General features: G+C 66.8%; 24 protein-coding genes and 1 pseudogene. 14 read left to right on the top strand and 11 right to left on the bottom strand.

Annotation, left to right across the window (positions count from 1 at the left end; genetic code table 11):
* Nucleotides 1-25 precede the first annotated feature (25 nt).
* The 7 genes from DD542_RS03450 to DD542_RS03420 form a co-directional block, all read right to left on the bottom strand.
* Nucleotides 26-232: a hypothetical protein gene (locus DD542_RS03450; protein ID WP_042427125.1), complete on the bottom strand. Its 207-nt coding sequence runs from the start codon at nucleotides 230-232 to the stop codon at nucleotides 26-28.
* A gap of 63 nt (nucleotides 233-295) precedes the next feature.
* A complete protein-coding gene (locus DD542_RS03445) occupies nucleotides 296-1,192 on the bottom strand; it encodes a WYL domain-containing protein (RefSeq protein ID WP_042427128.1) in 897 nt (298 codons plus the stop codon).
* Nucleotides 1,193-1,460: 268 nt separating this feature from the next.
* Nucleotides 1,461-2,825, bottom strand: a complete 1,365-nt coding sequence (locus DD542_RS03440) for a DUF3987 domain-containing protein (protein ID WP_241559672.1) — start codon at nucleotides 2,823-2,825, stop codon at nucleotides 1,461-1,463.
* A 3-nt stretch (nucleotides 2,826-2,828) separates the two neighbouring features.
* Complete coding sequence (locus tag DD542_RS03435; RefSeq protein ID WP_127803822.1) at nucleotides 2,829-3,713, bottom strand: plasmid partitioning protein RepB C-terminal domain-containing protein; 885 nt, start codon at nucleotides 3,711-3,713, stop codon at nucleotides 2,829-2,831.
* Nucleotides 3,710-4,609, bottom strand: a complete 900-nt coding sequence (locus tag DD542_RS03430; RefSeq protein WP_127803820.1) for a plasmid partitioning protein RepB C-terminal domain-containing protein — start codon at nucleotides 4,607-4,609, stop codon at nucleotides 3,710-3,712. Before DD542_RS03430 ends, DD542_RS03435 begins: the two co-directional genes overlap by 4 nt.
* Nucleotides 4,606-6,171 (bottom strand): recombinase family protein, encoded by a 1,566-nt coding sequence (locus DD542_RS03425; RefSeq protein WP_206610763.1) that lies wholly within the window; start codon nucleotides 6,169-6,171, stop codon nucleotides 4,606-4,608. Before DD542_RS03425 ends, DD542_RS03430 begins: the two co-directional genes overlap by 4 nt.
* 148 nt (nucleotides 6,172-6,319) lie before the next feature.
* Complete coding sequence (locus tag DD542_RS03420) at nucleotides 6,320-6,802, bottom strand: hypothetical protein (RefSeq protein ID WP_127803818.1); 483 nt, start codon at nucleotides 6,800-6,802, stop codon at nucleotides 6,320-6,322.
* A 154-nt stretch (nucleotides 6,803-6,956) separates the two neighbouring features.
* Here DD542_RS03420 and DD542_RS03415 point away from each other — a divergent pair, with 154 nt between their 5' ends.
* The 14 genes and pseudogenes from DD542_RS03415 to DD542_RS03350 all read left to right on the top strand — a co-directional run bounded on the left by DD542_RS03415 (nucleotide 6,957) and on the right by DD542_RS03350 (nucleotide 19,729).
* Nucleotides 6,957-7,730: an HNH endonuclease signature motif containing protein gene (locus DD542_RS03415; RefSeq protein ID WP_042427144.1), complete on the top strand. Its 774-nt coding sequence runs from the start codon at nucleotides 6,957-6,959 to the stop codon at nucleotides 7,728-7,730.
* 177 nt (nucleotides 7,731-7,907) lie between these two features.
* Entirely contained in the window at nucleotides 7,908-8,507 is a 600-nt protein-coding gene (locus DD542_RS03410; protein ID WP_127803816.1) for an AbiEi antitoxin N-terminal domain-containing protein, read from the top strand.
* Nucleotides 8,504-8,752: a hypothetical protein gene (locus tag DD542_RS23660; RefSeq protein ID WP_206610762.1), complete on the top strand. Its 249-nt coding sequence runs from the start codon at nucleotides 8,504-8,506 to the stop codon at nucleotides 8,750-8,752. The genes DD542_RS03410 and DD542_RS23660 overlap by 4 nt, the downstream gene beginning before the upstream one ends.
* Complete coding sequence (locus DD542_RS03400; RefSeq protein ID WP_042427152.1) at nucleotides 8,749-9,318, top strand: hypothetical protein; 570 nt, start codon at nucleotides 8,749-8,751, stop codon at nucleotides 9,316-9,318. Before DD542_RS23660 ends, DD542_RS03400 begins: the two co-directional genes overlap by 4 nt.
* Nucleotides 9,315-10,244, top strand: coding sequence for a hypothetical protein (locus DD542_RS03395; RefSeq protein ID WP_127803814.1), 930 nt, complete (start codon nucleotides 9,315-9,317; stop codon nucleotides 10,242-10,244). Before DD542_RS03400 ends, DD542_RS03395 begins: the two co-directional genes overlap by 4 nt.
* 416 nt (nucleotides 10,245-10,660) lie before the next feature.
* On the top strand, nucleotides 10,661-11,845 hold the full coding sequence (locus DD542_RS03390; protein ID WP_066159119.1) for a branched-chain amino acid ABC transporter substrate-binding protein: 1,185 nt from the start codon (nucleotides 10,661-10,663) through the stop codon (nucleotides 11,843-11,845).
* A 105-nt stretch (nucleotides 11,846-11,950) separates the two neighbouring features.
* Entirely contained in the window at nucleotides 11,951-12,691 is a 741-nt protein-coding gene (locus tag DD542_RS03385) for a GntR family transcriptional regulator (protein ID WP_066159122.1), read from the top strand.
* A 10-nt stretch (nucleotides 12,692-12,701) separates the two neighbouring features.
* A complete protein-coding gene (locus tag DD542_RS03380; RefSeq protein ID WP_127803812.1) occupies nucleotides 12,702-13,709 on the top strand; it encodes a tripartite tricarboxylate transporter substrate binding protein in 1,008 nt (335 codons plus the stop codon).
* Nucleotides 13,706-14,509 (top strand): amidohydrolase family protein, encoded by an 804-nt coding sequence (locus tag DD542_RS03375; RefSeq protein WP_127803810.1) that lies wholly within the window; start codon nucleotides 13,706-13,708, stop codon nucleotides 14,507-14,509. The genes DD542_RS03380 and DD542_RS03375 overlap by 4 nt, the downstream gene beginning before the upstream one ends.
* Nucleotides 14,510-14,529: 20 nt before the next feature.
* Complete coding sequence (locus tag DD542_RS03370) at nucleotides 14,530-15,198, top strand: response regulator (protein WP_127803809.1); 669 nt, start codon at nucleotides 14,530-14,532, stop codon at nucleotides 15,196-15,198.
* Complete coding sequence (locus DD542_RS03365) at nucleotides 15,195-16,619, top strand: sensor histidine kinase (protein WP_127803807.1); 1,425 nt, start codon at nucleotides 15,195-15,197, stop codon at nucleotides 16,617-16,619. The genes DD542_RS03370 and DD542_RS03365 overlap by 4 nt, the downstream gene beginning before the upstream one ends.
* A gap of 113 nt (nucleotides 16,620-16,732) precedes the next feature.
* Nucleotides 16,733-17,720: pseudogene (locus tag DD542_RS03360) on the top strand (tripartite tricarboxylate transporter substrate binding protein).
* A gap of 49 nt (nucleotides 17,721-17,769) precedes the next feature.
* Nucleotides 17,770-18,216, top strand: a complete 447-nt coding sequence (locus DD542_RS03355) for a tripartite tricarboxylate transporter TctB family protein (RefSeq protein ID WP_127803805.1) — start codon at nucleotides 17,770-17,772, stop codon at nucleotides 18,214-18,216.
* Between the two features lies 1 nt (nucleotide 18,217).
* Nucleotides 18,218-19,729 carry a tripartite tricarboxylate transporter permease gene (locus DD542_RS03350; protein ID WP_127803803.1) on the top strand — a complete coding sequence of 504 codons (1,512 nt, stop codon included), beginning with the start codon at nucleotides 18,218-18,220 and terminating at the stop codon, nucleotides 19,727-19,729.
* A 21-nt stretch (nucleotides 19,730-19,750) separates the two neighbouring features.
* Here DD542_RS03350 and DD542_RS03345 read toward each other — a convergent pair whose 3' ends face one another.
* Genes DD542_RS03345 through DD542_RS03330 form a run of 4 tightly spaced genes read right to left on the bottom strand, consistent with a single transcriptional unit; the run spans nucleotide 19,751 to nucleotide 23,837 of the window.
* Nucleotides 19,751-20,608, bottom strand: a complete 858-nt coding sequence (locus DD542_RS03345; RefSeq protein WP_241559670.1) for an alpha/beta fold hydrolase — start codon at nucleotides 20,606-20,608, stop codon at nucleotides 19,751-19,753.
* Nucleotides 20,609-20,610: 2 nt separating this feature from the next.
* On the bottom strand, nucleotides 20,611-21,609 hold the full coding sequence (locus tag DD542_RS03340) for a tripartite tricarboxylate transporter substrate binding protein (RefSeq protein ID WP_127803801.1): 999 nt from the start codon (nucleotides 21,607-21,609) through the stop codon (nucleotides 20,611-20,613).
* Between the two features lie 37 nt (nucleotides 21,610-21,646).
* Nucleotides 21,647-22,840, bottom strand: a complete 1,194-nt coding sequence (locus DD542_RS03335; RefSeq protein WP_127803799.1) for a CoA transferase — start codon at nucleotides 22,838-22,840, stop codon at nucleotides 21,647-21,649.
* A 10-nt stretch (nucleotides 22,841-22,850) separates the two neighbouring features.
* A complete protein-coding gene (locus tag DD542_RS03330; RefSeq protein WP_127803797.1) occupies nucleotides 22,851-23,837 on the bottom strand; it encodes a tripartite tricarboxylate transporter substrate binding protein in 987 nt (328 codons plus the stop codon).
* Between the last annotated feature and the right edge of the window lie 174 nt (nucleotides 23,838-24,011).

Here is a 24,011-nt window from a genome sequence, read left to right as displayed (position 1 = left end):
CCTTCGTCTTCGTTCCGGCTGTCGCTCAGGGCTTGCGCCGGTTGTAGGGCGACTGGTTGGTGGGCTTGAGGGAAACATCCGTTTCGCTCGCCTTGGCGCGCACGGCATCTTCCGTGCGGCCCATCTTGAGGCCGATGACGCGCGTGGGCGTGTTCTGCTTGGCGAGCTGCTTAAGCTGCGAAACGTCGGCAGGCGACCACTGCTTGCCGTGATTGGACAGGGTCTTAGCCATGATGGAACTCCTTTCGGGCGTAAGCGTGCTTGGGGGCGGGGTTGAAGCAGAGCGCCATGTTCATCACCATTCCTTGCTGGTTGCGTCGTAGCCCGGCGCGAGAACGAGGTTGGTGACGCCATAGAGCGCCTGCCGGTTGCGCAGCCACAGGTGGTGTTCGCCGCCCTTGAGGCTGTGGTCGTCGGTGCAGTCCACGTTCCAACGGCGCAGCAGGTAGCCCGCCATTGCCGCGCGGGTGCGCACCTTGAGCACGCCGCCTTCCATGCCGTACTCGGCTTCGATGGTGTCGGGGTGCTGCACATTGGCCGGATGCGGCACAAGCTCCAGCTCGGTGATGCGGTTCCACTGGATGTCCTGAGCGGCGGTTTCGTGGTCGGCGACCTCGCCCGGCAGAATGCTGGCGTCGTCGAAGCGGCCCAGCACGAAGTCGCGGAACTCGCCGCTACGGCGGTCGAAGGCCCGCAGGTGCCAGCGCAGGCCGCTGTCAGCCAAGGCGAAGGGCACGATCTCGCGGGTGGTGAGGCCGCTGGACAGGGCGCGGTAGGAAATCTTGACGGCTGCGCCCCGGTGGATGGCGCGTGTCAGAGTCGAAAGCAATTCCAGATCGACCCGGCCCGGCAAGCTGGTGCCTTCGGTGGCGATGACACCCCGAAAGCGCGCAGGCTCGGCATCGCCGTAGCTTTGGGACAGCCATGTGAAGACCCGCTCGACCGGGAAGTCGAACAAGGGCCGGAACCACGCGGCTCGCACGTAGACCTTGCCCTTGGTGTCGTACTCCATGTTGCCCGGGGCCAGTTCCTTGTACTGGGCAATGTCCCGCGTAGCCGCCGCCGCTTGGATATCGAAGCGCGCAACCAAATCCTGACGGCGGATTTCGCCCATGAAGCGCAGGCGCAGCTCGACGAACGCGAGCCGGTCGCGTTGCGCTTGAGACATTCCTGAGAGGCGGTCGCTGGACATGGTGGCGTGGGAGTTTTCCTATGTTTTGGCGGAGCATACACGCATCAAAACAGTTCGTCAAACAGAATGAAAATAATTCTGCATCAGTCGTAAAATGTTGATGACTTTCTGGCGATGCGGCGTATGGCTCCGATCTGGAACGAGGGTCGCCGGTCACTCGCCTCTCCAGAGAGAGGGCGGCGAAATGAGCGAAACCAGCGAAATGAGAAGCCCGACAAGCACTTGCGGGCGATCCGGCGCGGCGAAAAGAGCGAAATGAGCTTCTGGTCTACGCAGGCCGATACACCCGCGTCGGCGTGCCCGGCGCGTCGGTGGGGCGCTCGACCCACTGCACACTGATTTTCGGCGGCGTGAGTGCCAGCAGGTGCCCCAGACTGGCGTCGAGCCGCGCCTTGGTCACCTTGCCGCGAAAGCATTCGGCACTGATTTGGCTGCGTGTGGCCTGACCGCGTTCGCGCAGAAAGGCCAGCACCCGACTCGACAGTTCCAGCACCTGCGCGAGCTGGGCGTCCTCGGCGGCGCTGACGAACACGAAACGGGCGGACGCCGTGGCGTGCCGAATCCACGCCATCGCCGCGTCGATGTGCTGGGCATCGATGCGGGTTTGCAGGTCGGTCAACGCCATCAGCATGGCCAACCGCAGCAGCATTGGGGCGCGGCGTTCCAGCAGCGCGCCGATGACGCCGTCGCCGAGGTCGTCGTTCAGGTCACCCCGGTAGAGTTGGGCGTAACGCCACTGCGCTTGCGGCAACAGTTCCATCCGCAGGTGGTCGCGCTCGTCGTGTCGGTCGGCGCGGACGAAGGCCAGCACCTCGCGCGTCCGTGCCGCCAACTGCTCGACCACGGCCTGCGGCGTTTCCTTCGGGAACGGCAGCATCCTCGTGCGTTCGGCCCAGATCATCAAGAAGCGGTTGGCGAAGCCATTGGTCAGTTCGCGGGCGCTCATCAGGCTGGTCAGCTCGCCCGGCGAGATCGCCCCGCTCAGGCAGACGTGCGGATCGCTGGCGTAGAGCCGGTTCGACTTGGTGGCGGGCTTGAGATCGACGCCATCCCAACAGTCGCGCAGCGCCGCCGACAGCGTGTTGCCATCGCGCCGCCCCTGATGCAGCACGTTGGCGAACTCCGATTCGACCACCCACAGGCGCTTGTCCTCGATGGCGGGCACGTCCTGCCGACCTTGCCGGTAGCCGTCGTGGATCAGCGCCGCCAGCCCTTCGCGCGTGGACAGGCCGCCGCGATGAATCTGCGGCGCGAAGGCTTCGTCCACCGCCCGCAGCGCCTGATCGATGCGCAGCACCAGCGACACCGCGTCGCCCTTGCGGCCACGGCCCGAACGCCCGATGTGCAGGCAGAACAGGCGCGCGTGATGTCGGGTGTTGCCGATGGGCAGGTACACACCGCGCCCGACCGCGCAGGACAGGTAGGCCATGAAATTAGCGGCGATGGCGACGGCGTTGGTCTCCGTGCTTTCGCTGCCCGCGCGGGCGACGTCGCCGATCAGGCCGTAGAGGCAGGCCGGATCAGCGTCCGGGGCATTGCGGTGAGCGGCCACGGCTGCGCCATCGTTGTCATCGGTGGCGTCAGGCGGTGACGCGGCGTGAGATGCCGGGGTGACATCGACGATCCGAGGCATTCGTCATTTGCCGTCCAGCGCCACGGTCTGAACGATATTCTCGAATTCGGCCAACACGTCCGGCTGGCGTTGTGACAGGAAGCGGAACACGGCTTTGTTGCCGATCAGTTTGCCGAGGTAGCCGCGCGCCAGCGTCAGGAGCAGCACGTCCTGACCGTAGGACTTCTCGACCAGCTTCAATTGGTTTTGGATGTTTCCCATTTCGCGCTCCATCTTTACCATCTGTTCCGCCGTGACGCCGGAGAGCTTCCGGGGTCGCTTTTCGCTGACCAGCAGATGTGGCGGCGTAGCCGCCAGCAAGGCTTCGGCGTAAGCGACGGTCATGTTGTTGGCGGTCAGCATCAGTTCCACGCACTCGACCTGCCGCGTGGGCTTCATCTTGCGCAGCACCGAGCCGAGGTTGGCCGAAAAATGCTGATCCTTGAGCATCTCGACCGCCTCCGGGCAGATGCCTTCAAGCAGGCCGACCTTCTTGTGGATCTGGCTGATGTCCACGTTCAGCGCCTTCGCCAGCCGATCTTGCGTCACGCCACGCTCGACCGCGCGCCGGAGCATGTGGTGCTCCTGAATGGATGTGATGCGGTTGATCCGGTTGTTGTAGGTGTAGCTTTCATCGTCGGTGGCGATCAGACACGGCGCGTCGGTGTAGCCGAGCTGCTGCAAGGCCAGCAAACGCATATGCCCGTCGAGCAGAATGTGCTGACCGGTTTTCTTGTCGGCCTTGCCCACGCTCAGAGGTTCGATCAGCCCGACAGCTTCCATCGAGGCCACGATCTGCTTGAACTTGCGTGAGGCCTGCAAACCCTCTGGCGGCCTGCGCGACGGCAGAATCCGGTCCAGCGCCAGAGTGATCGGCTCCGGGATGAACCCCAGCGGTGGTTTGCTCATGCCGCGTGGCCTCCGCCCCAGACGCGTTCCGCCAGCTGCTTGGGCAAGGTGTCCAGCCCTTCGGCACGCAGCAGGTTGGAAAAATGCTCGTCGGCCAGCAACTGGCGCAGCGCTTCGATCACGAACAACATGCGCTGCTGCGTGAACTCAGCCTTTTTGATGGTCAGTTTCTGCCGCTCGACCTCGTTCTGGTAGTTGCGCACCAGACTGGAGGTGGTGACGGCTGCTCCCTTGCGCGCGGGCCGGTGCTTCAGCGTCTTTCCGAGAGTGCTGCGCCGCTGAAGCACGCGCCGCACCTGCATCAACTGCCCGCCGCGCAACTGGCCGCTTTCGTAGGCATCCTGCAAGGCGGTCTGGACGGATTCCTCGTCGCTGGCCCCCGCGATGGTGATGGCGACGTTGAGCGGAACCCGTCCGGATTCGACGGCAGCCAGCAGCCGTTCCTCACCTTTCTCGAAGAGCAGCAGGATGCCCTTGATGTAGTCGAGGCTCAGGCCGGTCTTCTGCGCGATCACGCGCTTGTCGTAGCCCTGTTCGCTCAACTGCTGGATGCTCATCAGCAGTTCCAGCGCGCTGTATTTCCTGCGGGCGATGTTCTCGGTCAGGCTCATGATGAAGGCGTCCTCATCGTTGACCGCAACGACCAGCGCCGGGATTTCCTTCTCGCCAAGCGACTTGAAAGCCTTGAGCCTGCCTTCGCCGCAGATCAGCAAGTAGCGTTTGCCGTCCTCCAGGTCGTCACGCTGCGTGACCGTGACGGGCTTTTTCAGGCCAAGGCTTTTGATGTTGCCGACGATCTCCTCGAACACACGGCCATTGCGGTCGCGTGGGTTGAGCACGGCGATCTGATCGACCGGGATCATTTGCAGGTCGGTGGCGTGGTGCTTCTTCGTCATGCGACTCTCCTCAAGCGGCTGCGCTCGGCCATGCTGTAGAGATAGTCCAGGCTGTCGAAGCGGTAGCTCTCGAATTCGAGGCCGTTGTGATCGGCCAGATGGATGCCCGACTGGCCGAAGTCCAGACGTGGCAGCAGGTAGTAGTCCAGCGGTGCCTGGTTCGTTTCGTCGAGCCGGACGGCGACGGTGATGTCCGGCGTCAGGCTGGTGTCGAAGCGCACTTTCCACCGCCTGCGTCCGTTGTCCTGCAACTGGCAGCGCGAGAGCACGAGCGAAACGGTGAATTCGCGGTTGACAGTAAGCAGGTCGCTCGCCGGATCGCGCACGACCGCGCCGCCGACCTCAGCGATCATCCGCTCGGTCTCGCCGACGATCTCCGGGTGCAGGCGGCGCAGAAACTGGTTGACCTCCAGATACTGGTAGTCCCGATCCGGCGTGAAGCCCACCGTCTGGTAGGCGCGGATGAGACTGCCAAATCGGTGCGCGTAGGCCGCTGCCGAAGGCATCCCCTCGGCCTCGTCGATGATCAGTCCCGAGAGGTAACCATGCTGCTGGAACAGCCGCCGCAGCTTCTCGATCAATTCCTCGTTGCTGAAGCGGTATGCCCGTGCGCGCAGGATGCCCTGCGCCGTGTAAAACAGATCGGGCGACACGATGCCCTCGAACGCGCCTTCCTTCTTGATCCACATCTCCGGCTGGTTCACGACCCGCACCTTCTTGAGTTTGAAGGAGCGCCGGTTGTAGACGTTGTTGCCGATGTATTTTTCGTTCGACAGGACTTCCCGGACGGTGGCGCGCGTCCAGTCGCGCCCGAGGTCGGTCTGGATGCCCTTGGCGTTGAGCCGTTCGGCGATCTCCGATTCGAACAGCGCGTCCTCGACGAACCAGTGATAGATCTGGCTCACGACGGCGACTTCGGCATCCGGGCCAGGCTGCAAGATCACGCGGTCGGTTTGCAGGCTCTTGTGCTCGCCGCGCGAAAGCTCGCCCTTCACCGAACCGGACTGGTCGATCAGCACGCGGCGCAGGCCGTAGCCCGCTGGCCCGCCTTGCCGGAAGCCCAACTCGATCAGACGGCACTGGCCCGCGAACACCTTCGCCGACAGCTCGCGGCTGTATTCGCCCGCCATCGCGCGCTTGACGCCCTTGACGATGGTGGACACCGGCGAGCCGTCGTTCTCGAACTGCTCGGCGCAGTAGGCGACCTGAATCCCGGCGCGGCGGCAGATGTACTCGTAGTACGCACTTTCATCCGCGTCCTGAAACCGACCCCAGCGGCTGACGTCATAGACGAGGATGATCTGGAAGTCAGCTTTGCCCGCCTGCACGTCGGCGATCAGTTGCTGGAGCGCCTGCCTGCCGTCGATGCGCAGCCCACTCTTTCCCTCGTCGGCGTAGGTACGGACGATCTCGATGTTGCGCCGGGCGGCGTACTCGCGGATTTTGTCGCCCTGGTTCTCCGTCGAGTATTGCTGGTGCTCGGTGGACATGCGCACGTACTGCGCGGCCCGGAACACCGGCCCCGATCCTGTCGGGCTTGGAGGCGATTCGTTCGATTGCATAGACCCGGCCACTTCGATGGTTGACGTTTCGGGTCTGCCGCTCCCTTCATTGGCTGCGCTGCCGCTCCGTGAAGATCACTAGAACGGTCGCGCAGACGGTTGGAATCGTTGCCATGCAGGATGTTCGAGAACCCGTTTGGAGGCGAAGTTACGGGGAGATCGCCGAGGCGTCGATCACGTCCTCTCTTGACACGTCCATCTTGCGCGGACACGTCACGGCCACCGGCGTGATCTCGACGACCCACGAAGCGCCGCTTTCCCTCGAAAACGCCGGATGCCGCGTGATGCGATAGAGGCCCGGTGGCAAGTCGCAGACGTCCATCTTTGCAAGATCGACGTCTGCCCCCTGATTCCGCGCACTGGCGTCGCGCAGCCGCTGCTGCTCACGGTTGCGCTGCGCGTAGTCAGGACGGTCGGCGCGGTAGTCGCGCCAGTAGTCCGGATTGCGCTGCGACCACGCCTGCTGCGCGGCGCGCTGGTTGTCCCGGTAGTCGGGATCGGACTGGAGCTTGGCCCGCTGCCACTGGCGCTTGCGGGCGCGCTGGCAGTCGGGCGAGGAGCAGAAGGTCTGGTTGGGAACTTGCGGGCGTGGCTCGAAGAGGTTGCCGCAGCAGGCACAGGGTCGTGTCATCACTGGAGGTCTCCATGCAAATTTGCATGAAAACCGAGGCCGCTCTTGGTGAGAGACAAACGCTTCGCGTTTACGACGGGCAGTTATTCCTCACTGGCTGTACATCCTGCTGCAAACTATCTGCAATCCGACGCACAGATGCCCATTGCCCCTCATGACCGCCCCTTCGTTGCCGACCATCAAAGCCTTGTTTGCGCGCTCGAAAAATCAGTGTGCTTTTCCAGAATGCACAGCCCCCATCGCGGAAGACAGTGGAACTGTGACCGGGGAGGTTTGCCATATTCGAGCCTTGAACGTCGGTGGCCCCCGATACGATCCGAGCCAAACACCGCAGGAACGCAATGCAGCGGCGAACCTGGTTTTGATGTGTGGCAGGCATCACAAGATCATCGATACCGAAACGGGAACATTTACTGCTGCTCGGTTGCAGTCCATCAAGCGTGCCCATGAAGAACAGGGTGTCGCGGAAATCTCCCCGGCCGCTGCGCGAATTGCCCAACAACTTCAGGCCAGCTGCGGAGACGTGACCATCGTCGGGAATCTTGGCAATGTGGCCATCCAGAGCCCGGGAGCGATCCAGGCGCACACCGTCACCATCAAGAACACCAAAACCAAAGGCCCATCGATTCAACCGCCCGCGGGGTCAATCGGCGCAGCGCAGGCAAAGGTCGCTTATTGCCAACATCTGATTGATCGCTACCAGGAGTATCAGAAGGCGGACAAGACCGGGAAGAGCGACTACAAATACATGGCCATCCACCAAGCGCTCGCGCGAAAGTTCGGTACCTCGTGGAAATTGCTTGGGGAAGAACGCTTCGACGACGTCGTTGCCCTCTTGCAGCAGCGGATCGATGCGACGATTCTGGGCAAGCTGAACCGGGCAAAGGGGAGGCCGAATTACAGCGCGTTCGAGGATTGGCGCAGCTGACATCGCTATTCGAATGGTTCACCGGCGCGATGGAGCTGTGCCGCGAATGGCGCAACCCTCTGCTGCACACCTGGGACATGAGGTCGCCACGGTTCGTGGGTGCGCACCAGTGGCGCGAGTTCCTATTCATCGGTTGTCATTGACATTTACCGATATTATGGAACAATATACCGGATCATGGAAACGACCACCGACAAGCTGCTGGAACTGGTGCGCACGCAGGGACTGGTACGCCCAAACGCGCTGGCCCCGCTGGGCATCCCACGGGTGGCCCTGACGCGGGCGGTGCGGCGCGGGCAACTGGAGCGCATCGGGCGCGGGCTGTACGGCCTCACGGAACGACCCGTGTCGGCACACGGCACACTGGCCGAGGTCGCCCGGCGCGTGCCCAAGGGTGTCGTGTGCCTGCTGTCGGCGCTGCGGTTTCATGGCCTGACGACGCAGGCTCCGTTCGAGGTCTGGCTCGCCATCGACAACAAGGCCGCCACGCCGAAACTGGACTACCCCCCGCTGCGCCTCGTGCGCTTCTCCGGCGAGGCGCTGACCGAAGGCGTCGAGGAGCACGTCGTGGACGGCGTTACCGTCTGCGTCACTGGCGTCGCCAAGACGGTGACCGATTGCTTCAAGTATCGCAACAAGATCGGCCTCGACGTGGCGCTGGAGGCGCTTCGTGAGGCATGGAATGCCAAGCGTATGACCAGCGACCAGATCTGGCACTACGCCAAGATCGACCGCGTCGCCAACGTGATGCGCCCCTATCTGGAAAGCCTTGCATGAACCAACGCAACATCGCCGCGTCGGTTCGCACCCGGCAGATCAACAAGGACTGTGCCGAAAAGCTGGACTTCAACCTGCTGATCACGCGCTTGTGCGCTGGAGCGGATGCACCACGGCAGTTACCCTCGGACGGGGCTGTGTTGAGCAGGTTGAAATCTCAGAAATTCGGCCTGATGCAAGATCTGCTCCCCGGCAAGATGCCGGTGAAAATGGAAGAACCCGAACCCGTGGAAACCCTCGCATGACCACCGTCGCCATCCCCGCTTGGAATCCGCAGGGCTTGCTGCCGCCCATCGACGTGCTGAATCCGACCAGTGTCGAGCGTTCGCCGTATCGCGTGGTGCTGACGGATGTGATGGTGCGCTTCGCCACCTCGCCGCAGCGTCGGCAAATCCTGCGCGGCTGGCTGGGCTATCGCGCAGCCTTGCACGGCATGGGACTGACCGATGGCTTCCAATGGCTCGACGGCAGCTTTCTGGAGCAGGTGGAAACGCTGGAAAACCGTCCACCGCAGGACATGGATGTGGTCACGTTCCTGAATCCACCTGCTGGTTTTGCGCCAACACAACAGCAAATTGCCACGCTGGACAATCAGGCGGCGAAGCAGGCTTTCCGCGTGGACAGCTACTTCGTTGACCTTAACTTGCCTGCCAATGAACTGGTCGAACGCAGCGCCTACTGGTACAGCATGTGGTCGCACCGCCGCAATCAGGTTTGGAAAGGGTATCTTGAAGTTGACCTGAACCCGGCACACGACCAGCAGGCCACCGACTATTTGAATCAGCAAGACGCTTTGGGGGCGCAGCCATGAACACAGACCAACGCAATTTCCTGCTGGCCGAGCGCGAAACCGTTAAGCGGATGTTGGCAAAAACGCCTGCCACGGCAATCCTGACCCGAATGAGCGACGAAGCGCGGCTGCGTAATATCGAAGCCGAACTGGCAGCTTTGCCTGCGGACGGGCGCAGTCCTGCTCGTGCCCGCCTGACCTTCAACGGCCTGCCGGTGATCGGCAGCCACGGCATCTTTGCCGACTTCGGCATGAAGGCCGTAAGCAGCTTCACCGACGCGGTGGCGACCGTGGCGGCATCCCTGTCCGCGCCTTTGGCGGCGATGGGCCCGATTCCCAACCGCGACCAGAACCAGTTGCTGATCACCAACACCGCTGTCGGCTCGTTTGGTTTCGAATTGGAGGAATACCGCGCGCAGGAACTGCTGGATGACGAAAGCGCCGTCGCCGTCGCGTTGGATCGCACCCAGAGCCTGTTGCAAGCCACACTGGGGCAGGACGACGAACTGGCCGACATCGCCTCGGAAACAGACCCTCGCGCGTTGGACAAGGTGCGTGGTTTCCTGCGCGTGCTGGCCGACAACGAAGCCATCTGCACCCTGCAATACGGCGACAAGGCCATGCGCTTCGCCGACCCCGGACAGGTGCGGCGCAGTCTGGATCGTCTGGCCGCCGACAACCTGCGCGAAAGTCAGGAAACGCTAGAGGGCGAATTCGTCGGCGTGCTGCCGGTGGCGCGCAGCTTCGAGTTCAAGCTGTCAGGCAGCGACGAAATCGTGCGCGGCAAAATTTCGCCCAAAGTGGGCGACGTGGGAATGCTCAATGATCATCTGCATCAGCGTGTTCGCGTTGAGGCTATGCGAACGCAGGTTGGCAATGGCCGCCCGCGCTTCCTCCTGACACATATTCCGCAATGGGCTGCGGGTGCTGCGCCTGCAAGCAGTTGAAGGTGAATTAACGCGAGAGCGCAGGCGCTGTCAACAGGCAGTGACGCCAAGTCCTCGGCACGACATTCGTGCTGATTTAGCACAATGGGCGCATCAGCGGGTCACGCATATGTCCCTGCTCTTTACGCAGAAACCCACTCCTATGGGGACGTTTCGGCATGGTTGAAGATAACGGGTTCACGGTTCCGGTAGAATCCACCACCACACCATCACCAAGATCGGCCCACGGCCGATGTCCTGCCTCACATCCGCCAGCGCCCCAGACCTTCTGTGGCCTTCGACTGGCCGCCACGTGGTGCCACGCGTTCCGCAAAAACACACCTCGCCAATCAGTGAAAACCCGAAGGCTGATAAAATAATATGCATACACACCATATGTGTGCTTTTTTGTTGCCCATCCAAAGGAAGTCCTGTCCATGAACACCGAACTGAAACTGGCCGTGTTGGCCGCCGCTGTTGCGCTGGCCGCCTGTGGCAAGAAAGAAGAGGCCGCTGCCCCAGCCGCTGAAGCCACCGCACCCGCTGCGGGCGAGCTGGTGGTCCGGATCGGCCACGTGGGCGCCACCAGTGGCGCGGTGGCCCATCTGGGCAAGGACAACGAAAATGGCGCCCGCCTGGCCATCGAAGAACTCAACGCCGCGGGCGTGAAGATCGGCAACCAGACCGCCCGCTTCGAGCTGCTGGCCGAAGACGACGCCGCCGATCCCAAGCAGGCCACCGCGGCCGCGCAGAAGCTGGTCGACACCAACGTCAACGGCGTGGTCGGTCACCTGACCTCCGGCGCCACGCTGCCGGCCTCGCTCATCTATCACGAGGCCGGCATTCCGCAGATCACCCCCTCGTCCACCAACCCCAAGTTCACCCGCCAGGGCTTCCCCGGTGCGTTCCGTCTGGTGGCCGACGACACCCAGCAAGGCGGTGCCATGGGTCGCTACACGGTGCAGGGCCTGAAAGCCAAGACCGTGGCCGTCATCGATGACCGCACCGCCTATGGCCAGGGCCTGGCCGACGAGTTCGAGAAGGCCGCCAAGGCCGCCGGCGCCGAGGTGGTGGGCCGCGAATACACCAACGACAAGGCCACCGACTTCAACGCCATCCTCACCTCGCTCAAGGACAAGAAGCCGGACGTCATCTTCTTCGGTGGCATGGACGCCGTGGGCGGCCCGATGCTGCGCCAGATGAAGACGCTGGGCTACACCTCCAAGCTGGTGGGCGGCGACGGCCTGTGCACCGCCGAGATGATCACCCTCTCGGCCGAGGCCCTGGGCGACGGTCAGGTGTACTGCGTGGAGGCCGGTGGCGTGGACGGGGATGAAGTCGCAGCCAACGACAAGTTCCGCGCCGACTTCAAGGCCAAGTACGGTGTGGACGTGCAGGCCTACGCCGGCTACGCCTACGACGGCGTGAAGCTGCTGGCCAGCGCCATGCAGGCCGCCGGTTCGGCCGACCCGAAGCAGTACCTACCCGCGCTCAAGGCCATCCAGTACCAGGGCGCGTCCGGCAAGGTGGTGTTCGACGACAAGGGCGACCGCCAGAACGCCGCACTCACCCTCTACACCTTCAAGGCAGGCCAGCGCGAGAAGCTCGCCGTGATCCGCTGACCGTCCCCCGCGGGTGGCCGGGCAACGGCCCGGGCACCCGCACACCACCCTGATCAGGGTTTTCCCTTTATCGCCAAGTCCTATAGAGGACTAGAGTTCATACCCATGAACTCTTCCCTCCGACTGGTGACATCCCCGGAACCCGGCGTCAGCCGCTACGCCACGCTGGCACAGGCGCTGCGGGCCCGCGTGGTGGCGGGCGAGTGGTCGCCCGGCTCCGCCCTGCCCGCCGAAAGCCAGCTGGCCAAAGAACACGGCGTGGCCCTGGGCACCATGCGCCGCGCGCTGGAACTGCTGGTGGAACAGGGCTTCATCGAGCGCATCCACGGCCGCGGCACCTTCGTCCGCCAGGGGCTGGCCGGGGCGTCCATGCTGCGCTTCTTCCGTTTCGACAGCGGCACCGGCGAGGTGCCCGTCTCCCGCATCCTGCAGCGCAGCCGGGTCAGCGCCCCGGCGGCCGTCTCGCGCGCGCTGGGCATCGGCGCCGGCGAGCCGGTGCTGCGCGTGCACCGCCTGCGCCTGATGGCCGAGCAGCCGCGCCTGTTCGAGGAACTCTGGCTGCCGCTGGACCTGTTCGCGCCGCTGGCCGACGACGACCTGGCGTCCTGGGACGACCTGCTCTATCCCATGTTCGCGCGCAAGCTGCAGGTGCACATCCACCGCGCGCTGGACGACATCGGCTTCGGCCAGCTCAGTGCTGCGCAGGCCCGCCACCTGGGCCTGCCCGCCGGCCACCCCTGCGCGCAGGTGCAGCGCTCGGCCTACGACCTCTCGGGCCGCTGTGTGGAGCTGCGCATCACGCGCGGCGACGCGCACGCCTTCCACTACACCGTCAACATCACCTGAAGGAGACACCATGGTCCACCCGAACCCGCCCGCTCAAGGCTGGATGCCCTCGCGCCGCCACGTCATCGCATCGGCCGGCGCAGCGCTCGCCGCCCCCTGGATCGGCGCACACGCGCAAGGCAAGGTCGCCGGCGGCAAGCCGATCACCCTGGTCGTGTCCTACCCGCCCGGTGGCGGCGCCGACCTCATGGCCCGCACCATTGCACCCAAGCTGGAGGCCGCGCTGGGCCAGACCGTGGTGGTGGAGAACAAGGCCGGTGCCAGCGGCCAGCTGGCGGCGAGTCACGTGGCCCGCGCCGCGGCCGACGGCAGCGTGCTGCTGCTCGACGCCTCGTCCTTCGCGGTGAACCCCTCGCTGTTTCCCAGGCTTCCCTATGACACGGCCACCGCCTTCACGCCGCTGGCCGTGCTGGCCACCTTCCCCAACGTGCTGGTGTGCACGCCGAGCTTCGAGGCGAAAGACGTGAAGGACGTGATCCGCCTGGCCAAGGCCAAGCCGCTGAACTACGCCTCCTCCGGCAACGGTTCGGCCCAGCACCTGGCCGGTGCCCTGTTCGAGCAGCGCGCGGGCGTGGACCTGACCCACGTGGCTTACCGCGGCGGCGGCCCGGCCATGAACGACGTGATGGGCGGCCAGGTGCCGCTGTTCTTCGCCAACGTGGCCTCGTCGCTCGGCCACATCAAGGCCGGCAAGCTGCGCCCGCTGGCCGTCACCAGCCGGCTGCGCGCCCGCTCGCTGCCCGATGTGCCGACCATGGCCGAGGCCGGCGTCAGCGGCTACGAGGTGCTGGAGTGGAACCCCATCCTGGCGCCCGCCGGTCTGCCGGCCGATGCCAGGGCCACCCTGGTGGCCGGCATCCGCAAGGCGCTGGACGACGCCGAGGTGCTGGGCCGCATCCGCCAGCTGGGCGGCGACGTGTTCGCCGACGCCAGCCAGCAGAGCGCCGGCCAGTTCATCGCGGCCCAGCAGGCGCTGTGGGCCAAGGTGATCAAGGACCGCAACATCACCACCGGATGAGCGCACACACGAACCACATCCCAACGGGCTGGGACGGCCATGTGCACGTGTTCGACCCCGCGCACCCGGCGCAGGCCGGCCACTACCGGCCGGTGCTGCGCGACCTGCCGGAGATCGAACAGGCCGCAGCCCCGCTGGGCGTGGGCCACTTGGTACTGGTGCAGCCCAGTGTCTACGGCACCGACAACACCCTGATCCTGCGCGCGCTGGCCCGCGAACCGGGCCGCCACCGCGGCGTGGCCGTGGTGGACACCAGCGTGACCGACGCCGAGCTCGACGCCATGCACGCGCTCGGCGTGCGCGGCGTGCGCTTCAACCTGGTCTCGCCGGTGGGCAACGGGCCCGAGGCCTTCCGCGCGCTCGCCCCGCGGCTGAGGGCGCGCGGCTGGCACGTGCAGTGGTACGCGCGGCACGACCAGCTCGACACCATCGCCGAGCTGCACGCGGGCAGCGGCCTCACCGCCGTGCTCGACCATCTGGCCGGCCTGCACGCCGGCGTCGCTGAAGACGACCCCGCGTGGATGGCACTGCAGCAACTGGCCGACCAGGGCGCCTGGGTCAAGCTCTCGGGCTGGTACCGGCTGCAGGCCAGTGCACCCTACGACGCACTGCATGACCACATCCGCCGCGTGGCGCAAACCCTGGGCGAGCGCCTGGTCTGGGGGTCCGACTGGCCGCACACCGCGTTCGCCCCCGACGCCCTGCCGCCCTACGACAGCGTCTGGCACCCCGTGGTGCAGGCGCTGGGCGAGGCCCGCGCCGCCAGCGTGCGCGCGGCCGGCGCCTTGCTCTACGCCTGATCCGCAGCGAGACTCGCGCCATGCGCATCCTGCTCGCCGAAGACGAAACCGAACTGGGCACCTGGCTGGTCAAGGCCCTGGGCCAGAACGACTTCCAGGTCGACTGGGTGAACGACGGCCGCCTGGTGCGCCGCAGCCTCAAGGCCACGAAGTACGACGCGCTCATCCTCGACCTGGGCCTGCCCGGCCTGGGCGGGCACGATGTGCTGACCGACCTGCGCGAGGCCGACGAGCGCCTGCCGGTGCTCATCCTCACCGCGCGCGATTCGCTGATGGAGCGGGTCAACTGCCTGCACGGGGGCGCCGACGACTTCCTGGCCAAACCCTTCGACGTGGCGGAGCTGGAGGCGCGGCTGGTCGCGCTGATCCGCCGTTCGCGCGGGCAGGAGCACCCGCGCTTTGCCTGCGGGCCGCTGAGCTACGACAGCGTGGCCAAACAGTTCCGCCTGCAGCACGAGGTGCTCAGCCTCACGCCGCGTGAACACGCGGTGCTGCGCGCCCTCATCCAGCACCCGGGCGAGCCGCTGTCCAAGCGCGAGCTGCTGGAGCGCGTGTTCTCCGACGAGCAGGACGTGGCCCCCGAGGCCATCGAGGTGCTGATCCACCGCCTGCGCAAGCGGCTGGAGGCGTCGCCAGTGCGCATCGCCACCCTGCGCGGGCTGGGCTACCAGCTCGAAAGCACACCGTGACAGCGCTGGGGTGGGCCCGCGCCAGCGTGCGCCGCTTTCTGCTGGTGCTGCTGCTGCCGGGCCTGGGCGCGGTGATCGCGGGCGAGCTGTGGCTGGGCTGGCGCACCGCCAGCGACGCGGCCGACGCGGCCTACGACCGCTCGCTGCTGGGCGCGGTCAAGTCCATCGATTCGAGCATCTCCACCGCCAGCGGCGGCATCGGCGTGGAGCTGCCCTACCGCATGCTCGAATTCTTCGAGCTGACCGCGCAGGGCCAGGTGTTCTACCGCGTGGCCACCGAGGACGGCCTGGTCGAGATCGGCAGCGCGGATCTGCCCGCGCCGCCCCGACCGCTGAAAACCGGCCAGCCGCAGTTCCACGAGGGCGAGTACCTGGGAACGGCGGTGCGCGTGGGCAGCTACGCGCGCGAGCTGAACCCGCCGCTGGCCGGGCACGCGGGGCCGCAGCGCGTGGTGATCCAGGTGGCCGAAACGCTGGAAGCCCGCAACGACTTCCGGCGTGCGCTGGTGCTGCAATCGCTGGCGCGCGACGTGTTGCTGATGCTGGCCGCCACCGGCCTGCTGGCGCTGGCCATCGCCTGGGCCATGCGCCCGCTGGACCGGCTGCGGCAGGAGGTGGACGCGCGTGACCCGCAGGACCTGACCCCGGTGGACGACACCGGCGCGCCCGCCGAGGTGCGGCCGCTGGTGCAGGCCATCAACCACCACATCGAGCGCCACCGCGAGCAGACCGAGGCGCGCCGCCGCTTCATCGACGACGCCTCGCACCAGCTGCGCACGCCGCTGACCACGCTGGCCACCCAGGTGGCCTACGCCCAGCGCGAGGCCGACCCGGCCGCGCAGCGCGAGGTGCTGGAGACCATCCGCGAGCAGCTGGACGAAACCATCCGCCAGACCAACCAGATGCTCTCGCTGGCGCGCGCCGACAGCGCGCCGCCGCAGCGCCAGCCCTTCGACGCCGTGGCCCTGGCCGAGGCTCTGGTGCGCCAGTGGTGGGGTCCGGCGCGCGACCAGGGGGTCGATCTGGGCCTGGACGCGCCCGATGGCCCGCTGCCCCTGCAGGGCGAGCCCGACCTGCTGCGCGAAGCCCTGTCCAACCTGCTGCACAACGCCATCCGCCACGGCGGCGCGGGCTGCCACGTCACGCTGCTGGTGCGCGCCGAAGCGGGCGGCGCGGTGCAGCTGGCGGTGGAGGACGATGGCCCGGGTCTGCCGCCCGACGAGCTGGCCCGCGCCGGCGAACGTTTCTTCCGCGGCCGCGGCGGCGCCCTGCCCGGCTCCGGCCTGGGCCTGGCCATCGTGCGCACCGTGGCCCAGCGCCATGGCGGGCAGATGCGGGCGGGCGGGGGGCCCGAAGGCCGCGGGCTGGCCGTCAAGCTCACGCTGCCCGCAGCGCGGGCGTCCGATACCACCTCGGGTTAACCCGGGGTTTTGGGCCGGTTTTCTGAAAGCACGTTGAAAGTGCCCGGTTTCTACAGTGCCCTCACCGCAGCGCCTGTGCTGCGTGGCTTCCACCCCATCGAGGAGACACCTTCATGAACGTCGCATTCAAGCTCGTCGCCACCGCCGTCGCGGCCTCTGCCCTGACCGCCTTCGCCAACCCGCTGGACAAGACCGAGTGCATCGCCCCGGCCAAGCCGGGCGGCGGCTTCGACCTGACCTGCAAGCTGGTGCAGAGCGCGCTGCAGGAAGGCAAGTTCATCGCCGACCCGATGCGCGTGACCTACATGCCCGGTGGTATCGGCGCCGTGGCCTACAACACCGTCATCGCGCAAAAGCCGGACGCAGCCAACGCCATCGTCGCCTTCTCCGGCGGCTCGCTGCTGAACCTGGCCCAGGGCAAGTTCGGCCGCTACACCGAGAACGACGTGCGCTGGCTCGCCGCCATCGGTACCGACTACGGCGCAGTGGTGGTGGCCGAGAACTCGCCTTACAAGACCCTGAAGGACGTGATGGCCGCCATGAAGGCCGACCCGACCAAGGTGGTGCTGGGCGCGGGCGGCACCGTGGGCAGCCAGGACTGGATGAAGGCCGCACTCACCGCGCGCGCCGGTGGCGTGAACCCCAAGACCATGCGCTACGTGGCTTTCGAGGGCGGCGGCGAGGCGCTGACCGCGCTGCAGGGCGGCCACATCCACGTCTTCACCGGCGACGCGGCCGAGGCCCAGCAGCAGATCAAGGCCGGCGCCAAGGTGCGCATCCTGGCGGTGATGAACGACAAGCGCCTGCCCGGCGACATGGCCAACATTCCCACCGCCACCGAACAGGGCTACGACGTGGACTGGCCGATCGTGCGCGGCTTTTTACCTGGGTCCCAAGGTCAGCGACGCCGACTACAAGGTCTGGGCCGACACCTTCACCAAGCTGATGGCCACGCCCGCCTACGACAAGCTGCGCAACGAGCGCGGCCTGTTCCCCATGGCCCTGACCGGCGCGCCGCTGGACGCCTACGTCAAGAAGCAGGTGGCCGGCTACCGCAAGCTGGCCGAAGAGTTCGGCCTGAACGTCGTCCCCGCCAAATGACGCTCGCGGGGCCTGCCAAGGCCCCGCCCCTTTCCCCACGGAGTCCCCCATGAGTGACCGCGTCCTCGGCGCGGTGTGTGTTCTCGCGTCCGCCGCCATGGCCTGGGCCGCGCAAGACTACGCCGCCGCCATCTCTTACGAACCCGTCGGCCCGCGCGCGTTTCCGCTGCTGCTGGCCAGTGGCCTGGGTCTCTCGGGCCTGTGGCTGGTGCTCAAACCCAGTGCCGGCGCCGAGGCCTTTCACGGCGTGCCCTGGAAACCCACCGCCCTGTGCGCTGCGGCGGTGCTGGTGTACGCCCTGCTGTTCCAGTGGCTGGGCTTTCCGCTGGCCACCGCGCTGATGGCCGTGCCCGTGGGGATGGCGTTTGGCGGCAGCTGGAAACGGTCGCTCACCGGCGGTGCTGCGCTGGGGCTGGTGCTCTACCTGTTGTTCGACAAGCTGCTGGACGTGGTGCTGCCCGCCGGCCCGCTGGCCACCCTGCTCGGAGGAAGCTGACATGGAGATCCTGCAACACTTGGTGGCGGGCTTCGGCGTCGCGCTCAGCCCCACCAACCTGCTGATCGCCGCGGTCGGTTGCTTCATCGGCACCATCGTCGGCCTGCTGCCCGGCCTGGGCCCCATCAACGGCGTGGCCATCCTCATGCCGCTGGCCTTTGCCATGAAGCTGCCGGCCGAGACCTCGCTGATCCTGCTGGCCGCGGTCTACATCGGCTGCGAATACGGGGGCCGCATCTCGTCCATCCTGCTCAACGTGCCGGGCGACGCGGGCGCCATCATGACCGCGCTGGATGGCTACCCCATGGCGCGCCAGGGCCTGGGCGGCGTGGCGCTGTCCATCTCCGCCTGGAGCTCCTTCGTGGGCTCGCTGATCGCCACGCTGGGCATCGTGCTGTTCGCACCGCTGCTGGCCAGCTGGGCGCTGTCCTTCGGGCCGGCCGAGTACTTCGCGCTCATGTGCTTCGCCTTCGCCTGCATCGCGGGCCTGATGGGCGACGCGCCGGTCAAGGCCGGGCTGGCGGCCATCATCGGCCTGTCCATGTCCTGCGTCGGGCTGGATTCGAACTCCGGCGTCTACCGCTTCACCGGCGGCGACATCCACCTCTCCGACGGCATCCAGTTCGTGGTGGTCGTCATCGGCGTGTTCTCCATCAGCGAGCTGCTGCTGATGCTGCAGGAGCACCACAGCAGCACCGGCCTGGTCACGCAGACCGGCCGCATGCTCTTCAACCTCAAAGAGCTGGCCCACACCTGGTGGGGCACCGTGCGCTCCAGCGTGGTGGGCTTCGTGGTCGGCGTGCTGCCGGGGGCCGGCGCAACAATTGCCAGCGCCATGACCTACTCGATGGAAAAGCGCCTGACCGACATAGACGGCACGTTCGGCAAGGGTGACATCCGCGGCGTGGCCGCGCCCGAGGCGGCCAACAACTCGGCCGCCACTGGCTCCTTCGTGCCCATGCTCACGCTGGGCGTGCCCGGCTCGGGCACCACGGCGGTGATGGTGGGCGCGCTCTCGCTCTACAACATCACGCCCGGTCCGGCGCTGTTCACCCAGCAGCCCGACCTGGTGTGGGGCCTGATCGCCTCGCTGTTCCTGGCCAACGTCATCCTGCTGGTGATGAACATCCCGCTGGTGGGCGTGTTCACCAAGGTGCTGAGCGTGCCCAACTGGCTGCTGGTGCCCGGCATCGTGGCCGTCAGCAGCGTGGGTGTGTACGCGGTGCACGCCACCACCTTCGACCTGGTGCTGATGACCGCGCTCGGCTTTGCTGCCTACGGGCTGCGCAAGCAGGGTGTGCCCATGGCGCCGCTGATCCTGGGCTTCGTGCTGGGCGACATGATGGAACAGAACCTGCGCCGCGCCCTGTCCATCAGCAACGGCGACGCGGGCATCCTGGTGGGCAGCCCGATCACCATCGGCCTGTGGACCGCGGCGGTGCTGATGCTGGTGGTGCCGGCGGGCATGCGGATGCTGTCCAGGCGCCGCCAAGAGGAAGCTGTCGCAGCCTGATCCGCGCGCGGCGTGCACGCCTCATGCTGCGGCCAGGCCCTGTCGCATCAGCAGGGCGGTGGCGGCGGGACGTTCGTGCATGAGCCAGTGTCCCGCGCCGCCCACCACCCGCTGCCTGCGCAGGGCGCCCTGCGGTGCCACGCCATCGGCCTTGTCGCGCGGCACAGCGGTAACATCGTGCTCGCCCCAGATGGTCAGCACTTCCCCCGGGTAGCGGCTCAGCGCCGGCGCGAGCGCCGCCGAGCGGGAGAACGGCTTGCTGCGAAACCGGGTGTTCAGGCAGCCGCGCCACTGGATCTCCAGGGCCAGCGCGTCCACGGCGGTCTCGCTGTGGAGCATCTGCGCGAGCAGGTTGTGCCGCATGCGGCTCGCCCAGCCCACGGGGTCGGCATCGGGGTCCAGGTCCCGCCACGGCAAGGGCGTCACGGTCTGCCGGCGGGGGCCGCCGTGTCCGGCCGGACCGATCAGCACCAGGCGCTGCACATGGTCACACTGTGCGGCCAGCTGGGCACTGACCAGGCCGCCGAAAGAAAACCCGCCCAGCAGGATCGGGGTGCGCGCACCCAACAAAGCATCCAGCCCCTGGCGCAACTGGGCGACGAGCTCGTCGAGCCCCTGCGTGGGCGTCAATGTCGAGTCGCCGTAGCCCGGCATGTCGGGCATCCACAGAGTGAAGCTGGCGGAAAGCGCAGGTATCACGCGGGCCCAATGGAGCCAGCTGCCATGGCCCCCGTGCAGCAGCACCAGAGGCGGGCCACTGCCCACCCTGCGCCAGACCAGATGCTGCCCGAGCACCGGCTGCGCAATGCGCTCGCAGGCCGATTCCAGCGCCTCGATCTGCTCGCGGGCGGCGGCCCGGCCCGACACACACCCCGTCACGCTCAGTCCGCCTTGATGGACTGGACCTGGATCACCTGCTTCCACTTGGCGATGTCGGCGCGGTAGAGCGCGTCGGCCACGGCCGGCGGGTCCAGCGTCAGTGTCAGCCCCTCGGCCCGGATGCGCTTGCGGAACTCTTCGCTGTCGGCCGCGCGCTGGATCGACTGGTACAGCTGCTGCACCAGCGGCGCCGGTGTGCCACCGGCCACGAAGATGCCGTACCAGACCGGCGCGGCGTACCCGGTGAGCCCCGATTCGGCAAAGGTGGGCACATCGGGCAGCAGGGCCGTGCGCGTCGCGCTGGTGACGGCGAGCGCGCGCAGCTTGCCGTTGGCCAGGTAGGGCGCGACGCTGGGCAAGGTGCCGAAGGCCAGGTCGATCTGCCCGCCCATGAGGTCGGTCATGGCCGGGGTGGCGCCGCGGTAGGGCACATGGACCATGAACACCATGGCCGTGGTCTTGAGCAGCTCGGCGGCCAGGTGGGTGGAGGTGCCGTTGCCGGCCGAACCGTAGGTGAAGCTCCCGGGCCGGGCGCGCACCTGCGCCAGAAGGTCGGAGGCCGAGCGGATCGGGCTGTCGGGCCGCACCACCGCCACATTGGGTGCATGGCCGAGCGTGGTCACCGCGCTCAGCCCGGTCTCGGCGGGGTACGGCAGCCTAGAGTTCAGACCCGGCACGATGGCGACGGCGCTGGTGTTGAGCAGCAAGGTCAGGCCGTCGGGCGCGCTCTTGGACACGAAGTCGTTGCCCACCACGGTGCCGGCCCCTGCCTTGTTGTCCACGACGACCGTCTGCCCCCACATCTTCGACAGGCTGTCGGCCAGGGCCCGGGCCATGTTGTCGGTACCGCCGCCGGTGGGAAACGGCACCACCAGGCGCACCGGTCTGGCCGGGAAGCTGGGCGTCGTTTGTGCCAGCGCGGGCACGGATGCGCAGGCCAGGCCGGCGGCCAGGATCAGTTCGCGGCGCCGAAAGGAAGCGGGTTGTGAGAGTAGGTTCATTGGGGGTTTCGGCATTCGGGTTGTGGGGGCCGCCCGCTCAGGCGATCACGCCCTGGGCGCGCAGGGCATCAATGTCGGCAGGCGGGTAACCCAGGGCCGTGAGCAGCTCCTGGTTCTGCGCGCCCACGGCTTGTGGCGGTGAGGTGACCTGCACCGGGCTGCGCGAGAGCTGAAAGCCGGACACCGGCACGGTCAGCCCCGCCAGCGCACCAGCCTCGTCGGCGAACCGGTGCAGCACCTTGCGGCCTTGCACGTGTTCGTCCGCCAGCATGGCCTCCATGCGCTGCACCCGCGACACCGGTACGCGGTGTTCCCGCAGCAGCGTCTCCCAGTGGCTCACCGATCCGGTGGCGATGATCCGGGTCAGTGCCTCGGCCTCTTCGGCATAGCCGTTGATCCGGTCCCGGTTGTTGTCTTTGACCAGATCGGCGCGGCCCAGTGCTTCCCACAGCCGCCGCTGCTGCCGCAGGTTGGACGCGGACACCATCAGGGGGCCATCGCTGGCCGGGTAACAACCGATGGTGGCAAACGGGTAGCGGTTGCCCTTCTGCTCCGGGTGCGCGCCGTTCCACAGGTAGCCGGTCAGGTGCGAGCTGGCGAGGATCATGGCCACGTCCGACATCGCCACCTCGACGAACTGGCCCAGGCCGTCGTCCTGGCTGCGCTGCAGCAGCGCCGCCAGGATGGCCATGGCGGCGGTGGTGCCCGTGGCGTAGTCGACCACGGGGGCGCCGCATTTCACGGGCGGGGTGCCCGGCTCGCCGGTCATGGCCATCATCCCGGCGTAGGCCTGCACCACGCCGTCGTAGGCGGTCAGCTCGCGCTTGGGGCCGGAGCTGCCGAAAGCCGAGATGGAGCAGTAGACCAGCCGCGGGTTGATGGCCGACAGGTCCGCATAGCCCAGGCCCAATGCCTCGAAGGCGCCGGGGCGGTAGTTCTCGATCAGCACGTCGGCGGTCATCACCAGTTGCCGCAGCACCTGGCGCCCCGCCTCGGTCTTGAGGTTGAGCGCCAGGGCCTTCTTGTTCGACGCCTGCGACAGGAAGGCCGTGCCCATGCCGGCGTCGTTGAGCGCGGCGTCCGAGCCCTGGTAACGTGCCTGGTCGGGTTCCTCGGGCGACTCGATCTTGATGACCTCGGCGCCCATCACCGCCAGCTGGTAGCCCGCGAACGGGCCGGCCAGCACATGGGTCAGGTCGAGCACCCGGACACCGTGGAGAACGGGCTTCATGGCAGCCGCCTCACTTGGCGAGCACATCGGCCTTGACAATCTTGGACCAGCGCACGATTTCGGCGCGCACGAAGGCGTCGAACTCGGCCGGCGTGCCGGTCTGCACGACCATGCCCTCGTTCACCACCTTGGACCTGAAGATCTCGCTCGCGGCGGCCTTGCGCGTCGCGGCGTTGAGCTTGTCGATCACGGCCGCGGGCGTGCCAGCCGGCGCGTAGAAGCCATACCAGCCTTCGGTGGCGTAGCCGGGCACGCCAGCCTCGGCCACGGTCGGCACACCGGGATAGGCCGTGGAGCGCTCGGCCGAGGTGATGGCCAGTGCCCGCAGCTTGCCGCTGTCGATGAAGCCGCCGACCGAGCCGGAGGTGGCAAAGATCATGTCGGTCTGACCGCCCAGCAGGTCGGTGAGCGCGGGGCCCGAACCCTTGTAGGCCACGTGCTTGATCTGGACCTTGGCCATGTCGGCGAACAGCGCACCGGCCAGGTGGGACGAGGTGCCGTTGCCGGGCGAGGCGTAGGTCAGCTTGTCCGGATCGGCTTTCGCGGCGGCGACGATGTCCTTGACCGACTTGAACGGGCTGTCGGCGCGCACCACCAGCACGTTGGGCGAGCGCACGATCATGGACACGGGCGTGAAGTCCTTCTCGGTCGAGTAGGGCATCTTCGCCATCAGGCTGGGGTTGACCGCGTGCGCGATCGACGAGACCACCAGCGTGTAGCCATCGGGTGCACTCTTGGCCACCAGGTCGGTTCCGATAATGGTGCTGGCGCCCGGCTTGTTGTCCACCACGACGGGTTGCCCCAGCTCCTTGGCCATCTCCACCGCCAGCGTGCGGGCGATCAGGTCGGTGCCACCGGCGGGAGCAAAGGGCACCACCAGCTTGATGGGTTTGTCGGGGAAGGCGTGGGCACTGGACAGGCCCACGACCAGTGCGACGGTCAAGCCTGTCGCGGCCTTGGCAAAGGCCTTGAAGCCCTGGGTGAAGGAAGGTTGCATGAATGTCTCCGGTGTTGTGCACAGCGATGTCTGTCAAGCCCCACCGGGTCGGCCACAGACGAACCGGGGAAGCTGGGAAGACTCTAGGCGCCCAGGCGATTCAGCACATCATTCCAATTCCACTGAATGGAAATGAATGGCCGCTCAGATCAGGGTTTCCACTGCCTCTGGGCG

This window comes from Hydrogenophaga sp. NH-16, from assembly GCF_004006415.1.
In the GTDB taxonomy this organism is placed as follows: domain Bacteria; phylum Pseudomonadota; class Gammaproteobacteria; order Burkholderiales; family Burkholderiaceae_C; genus Hydrogenophaga; species Hydrogenophaga pseudoflava.
The sequence above is the reverse complement of the archived record's forward strand: the minus strand, read 5'-3'. Positions and strand labels throughout refer to the sequence as shown.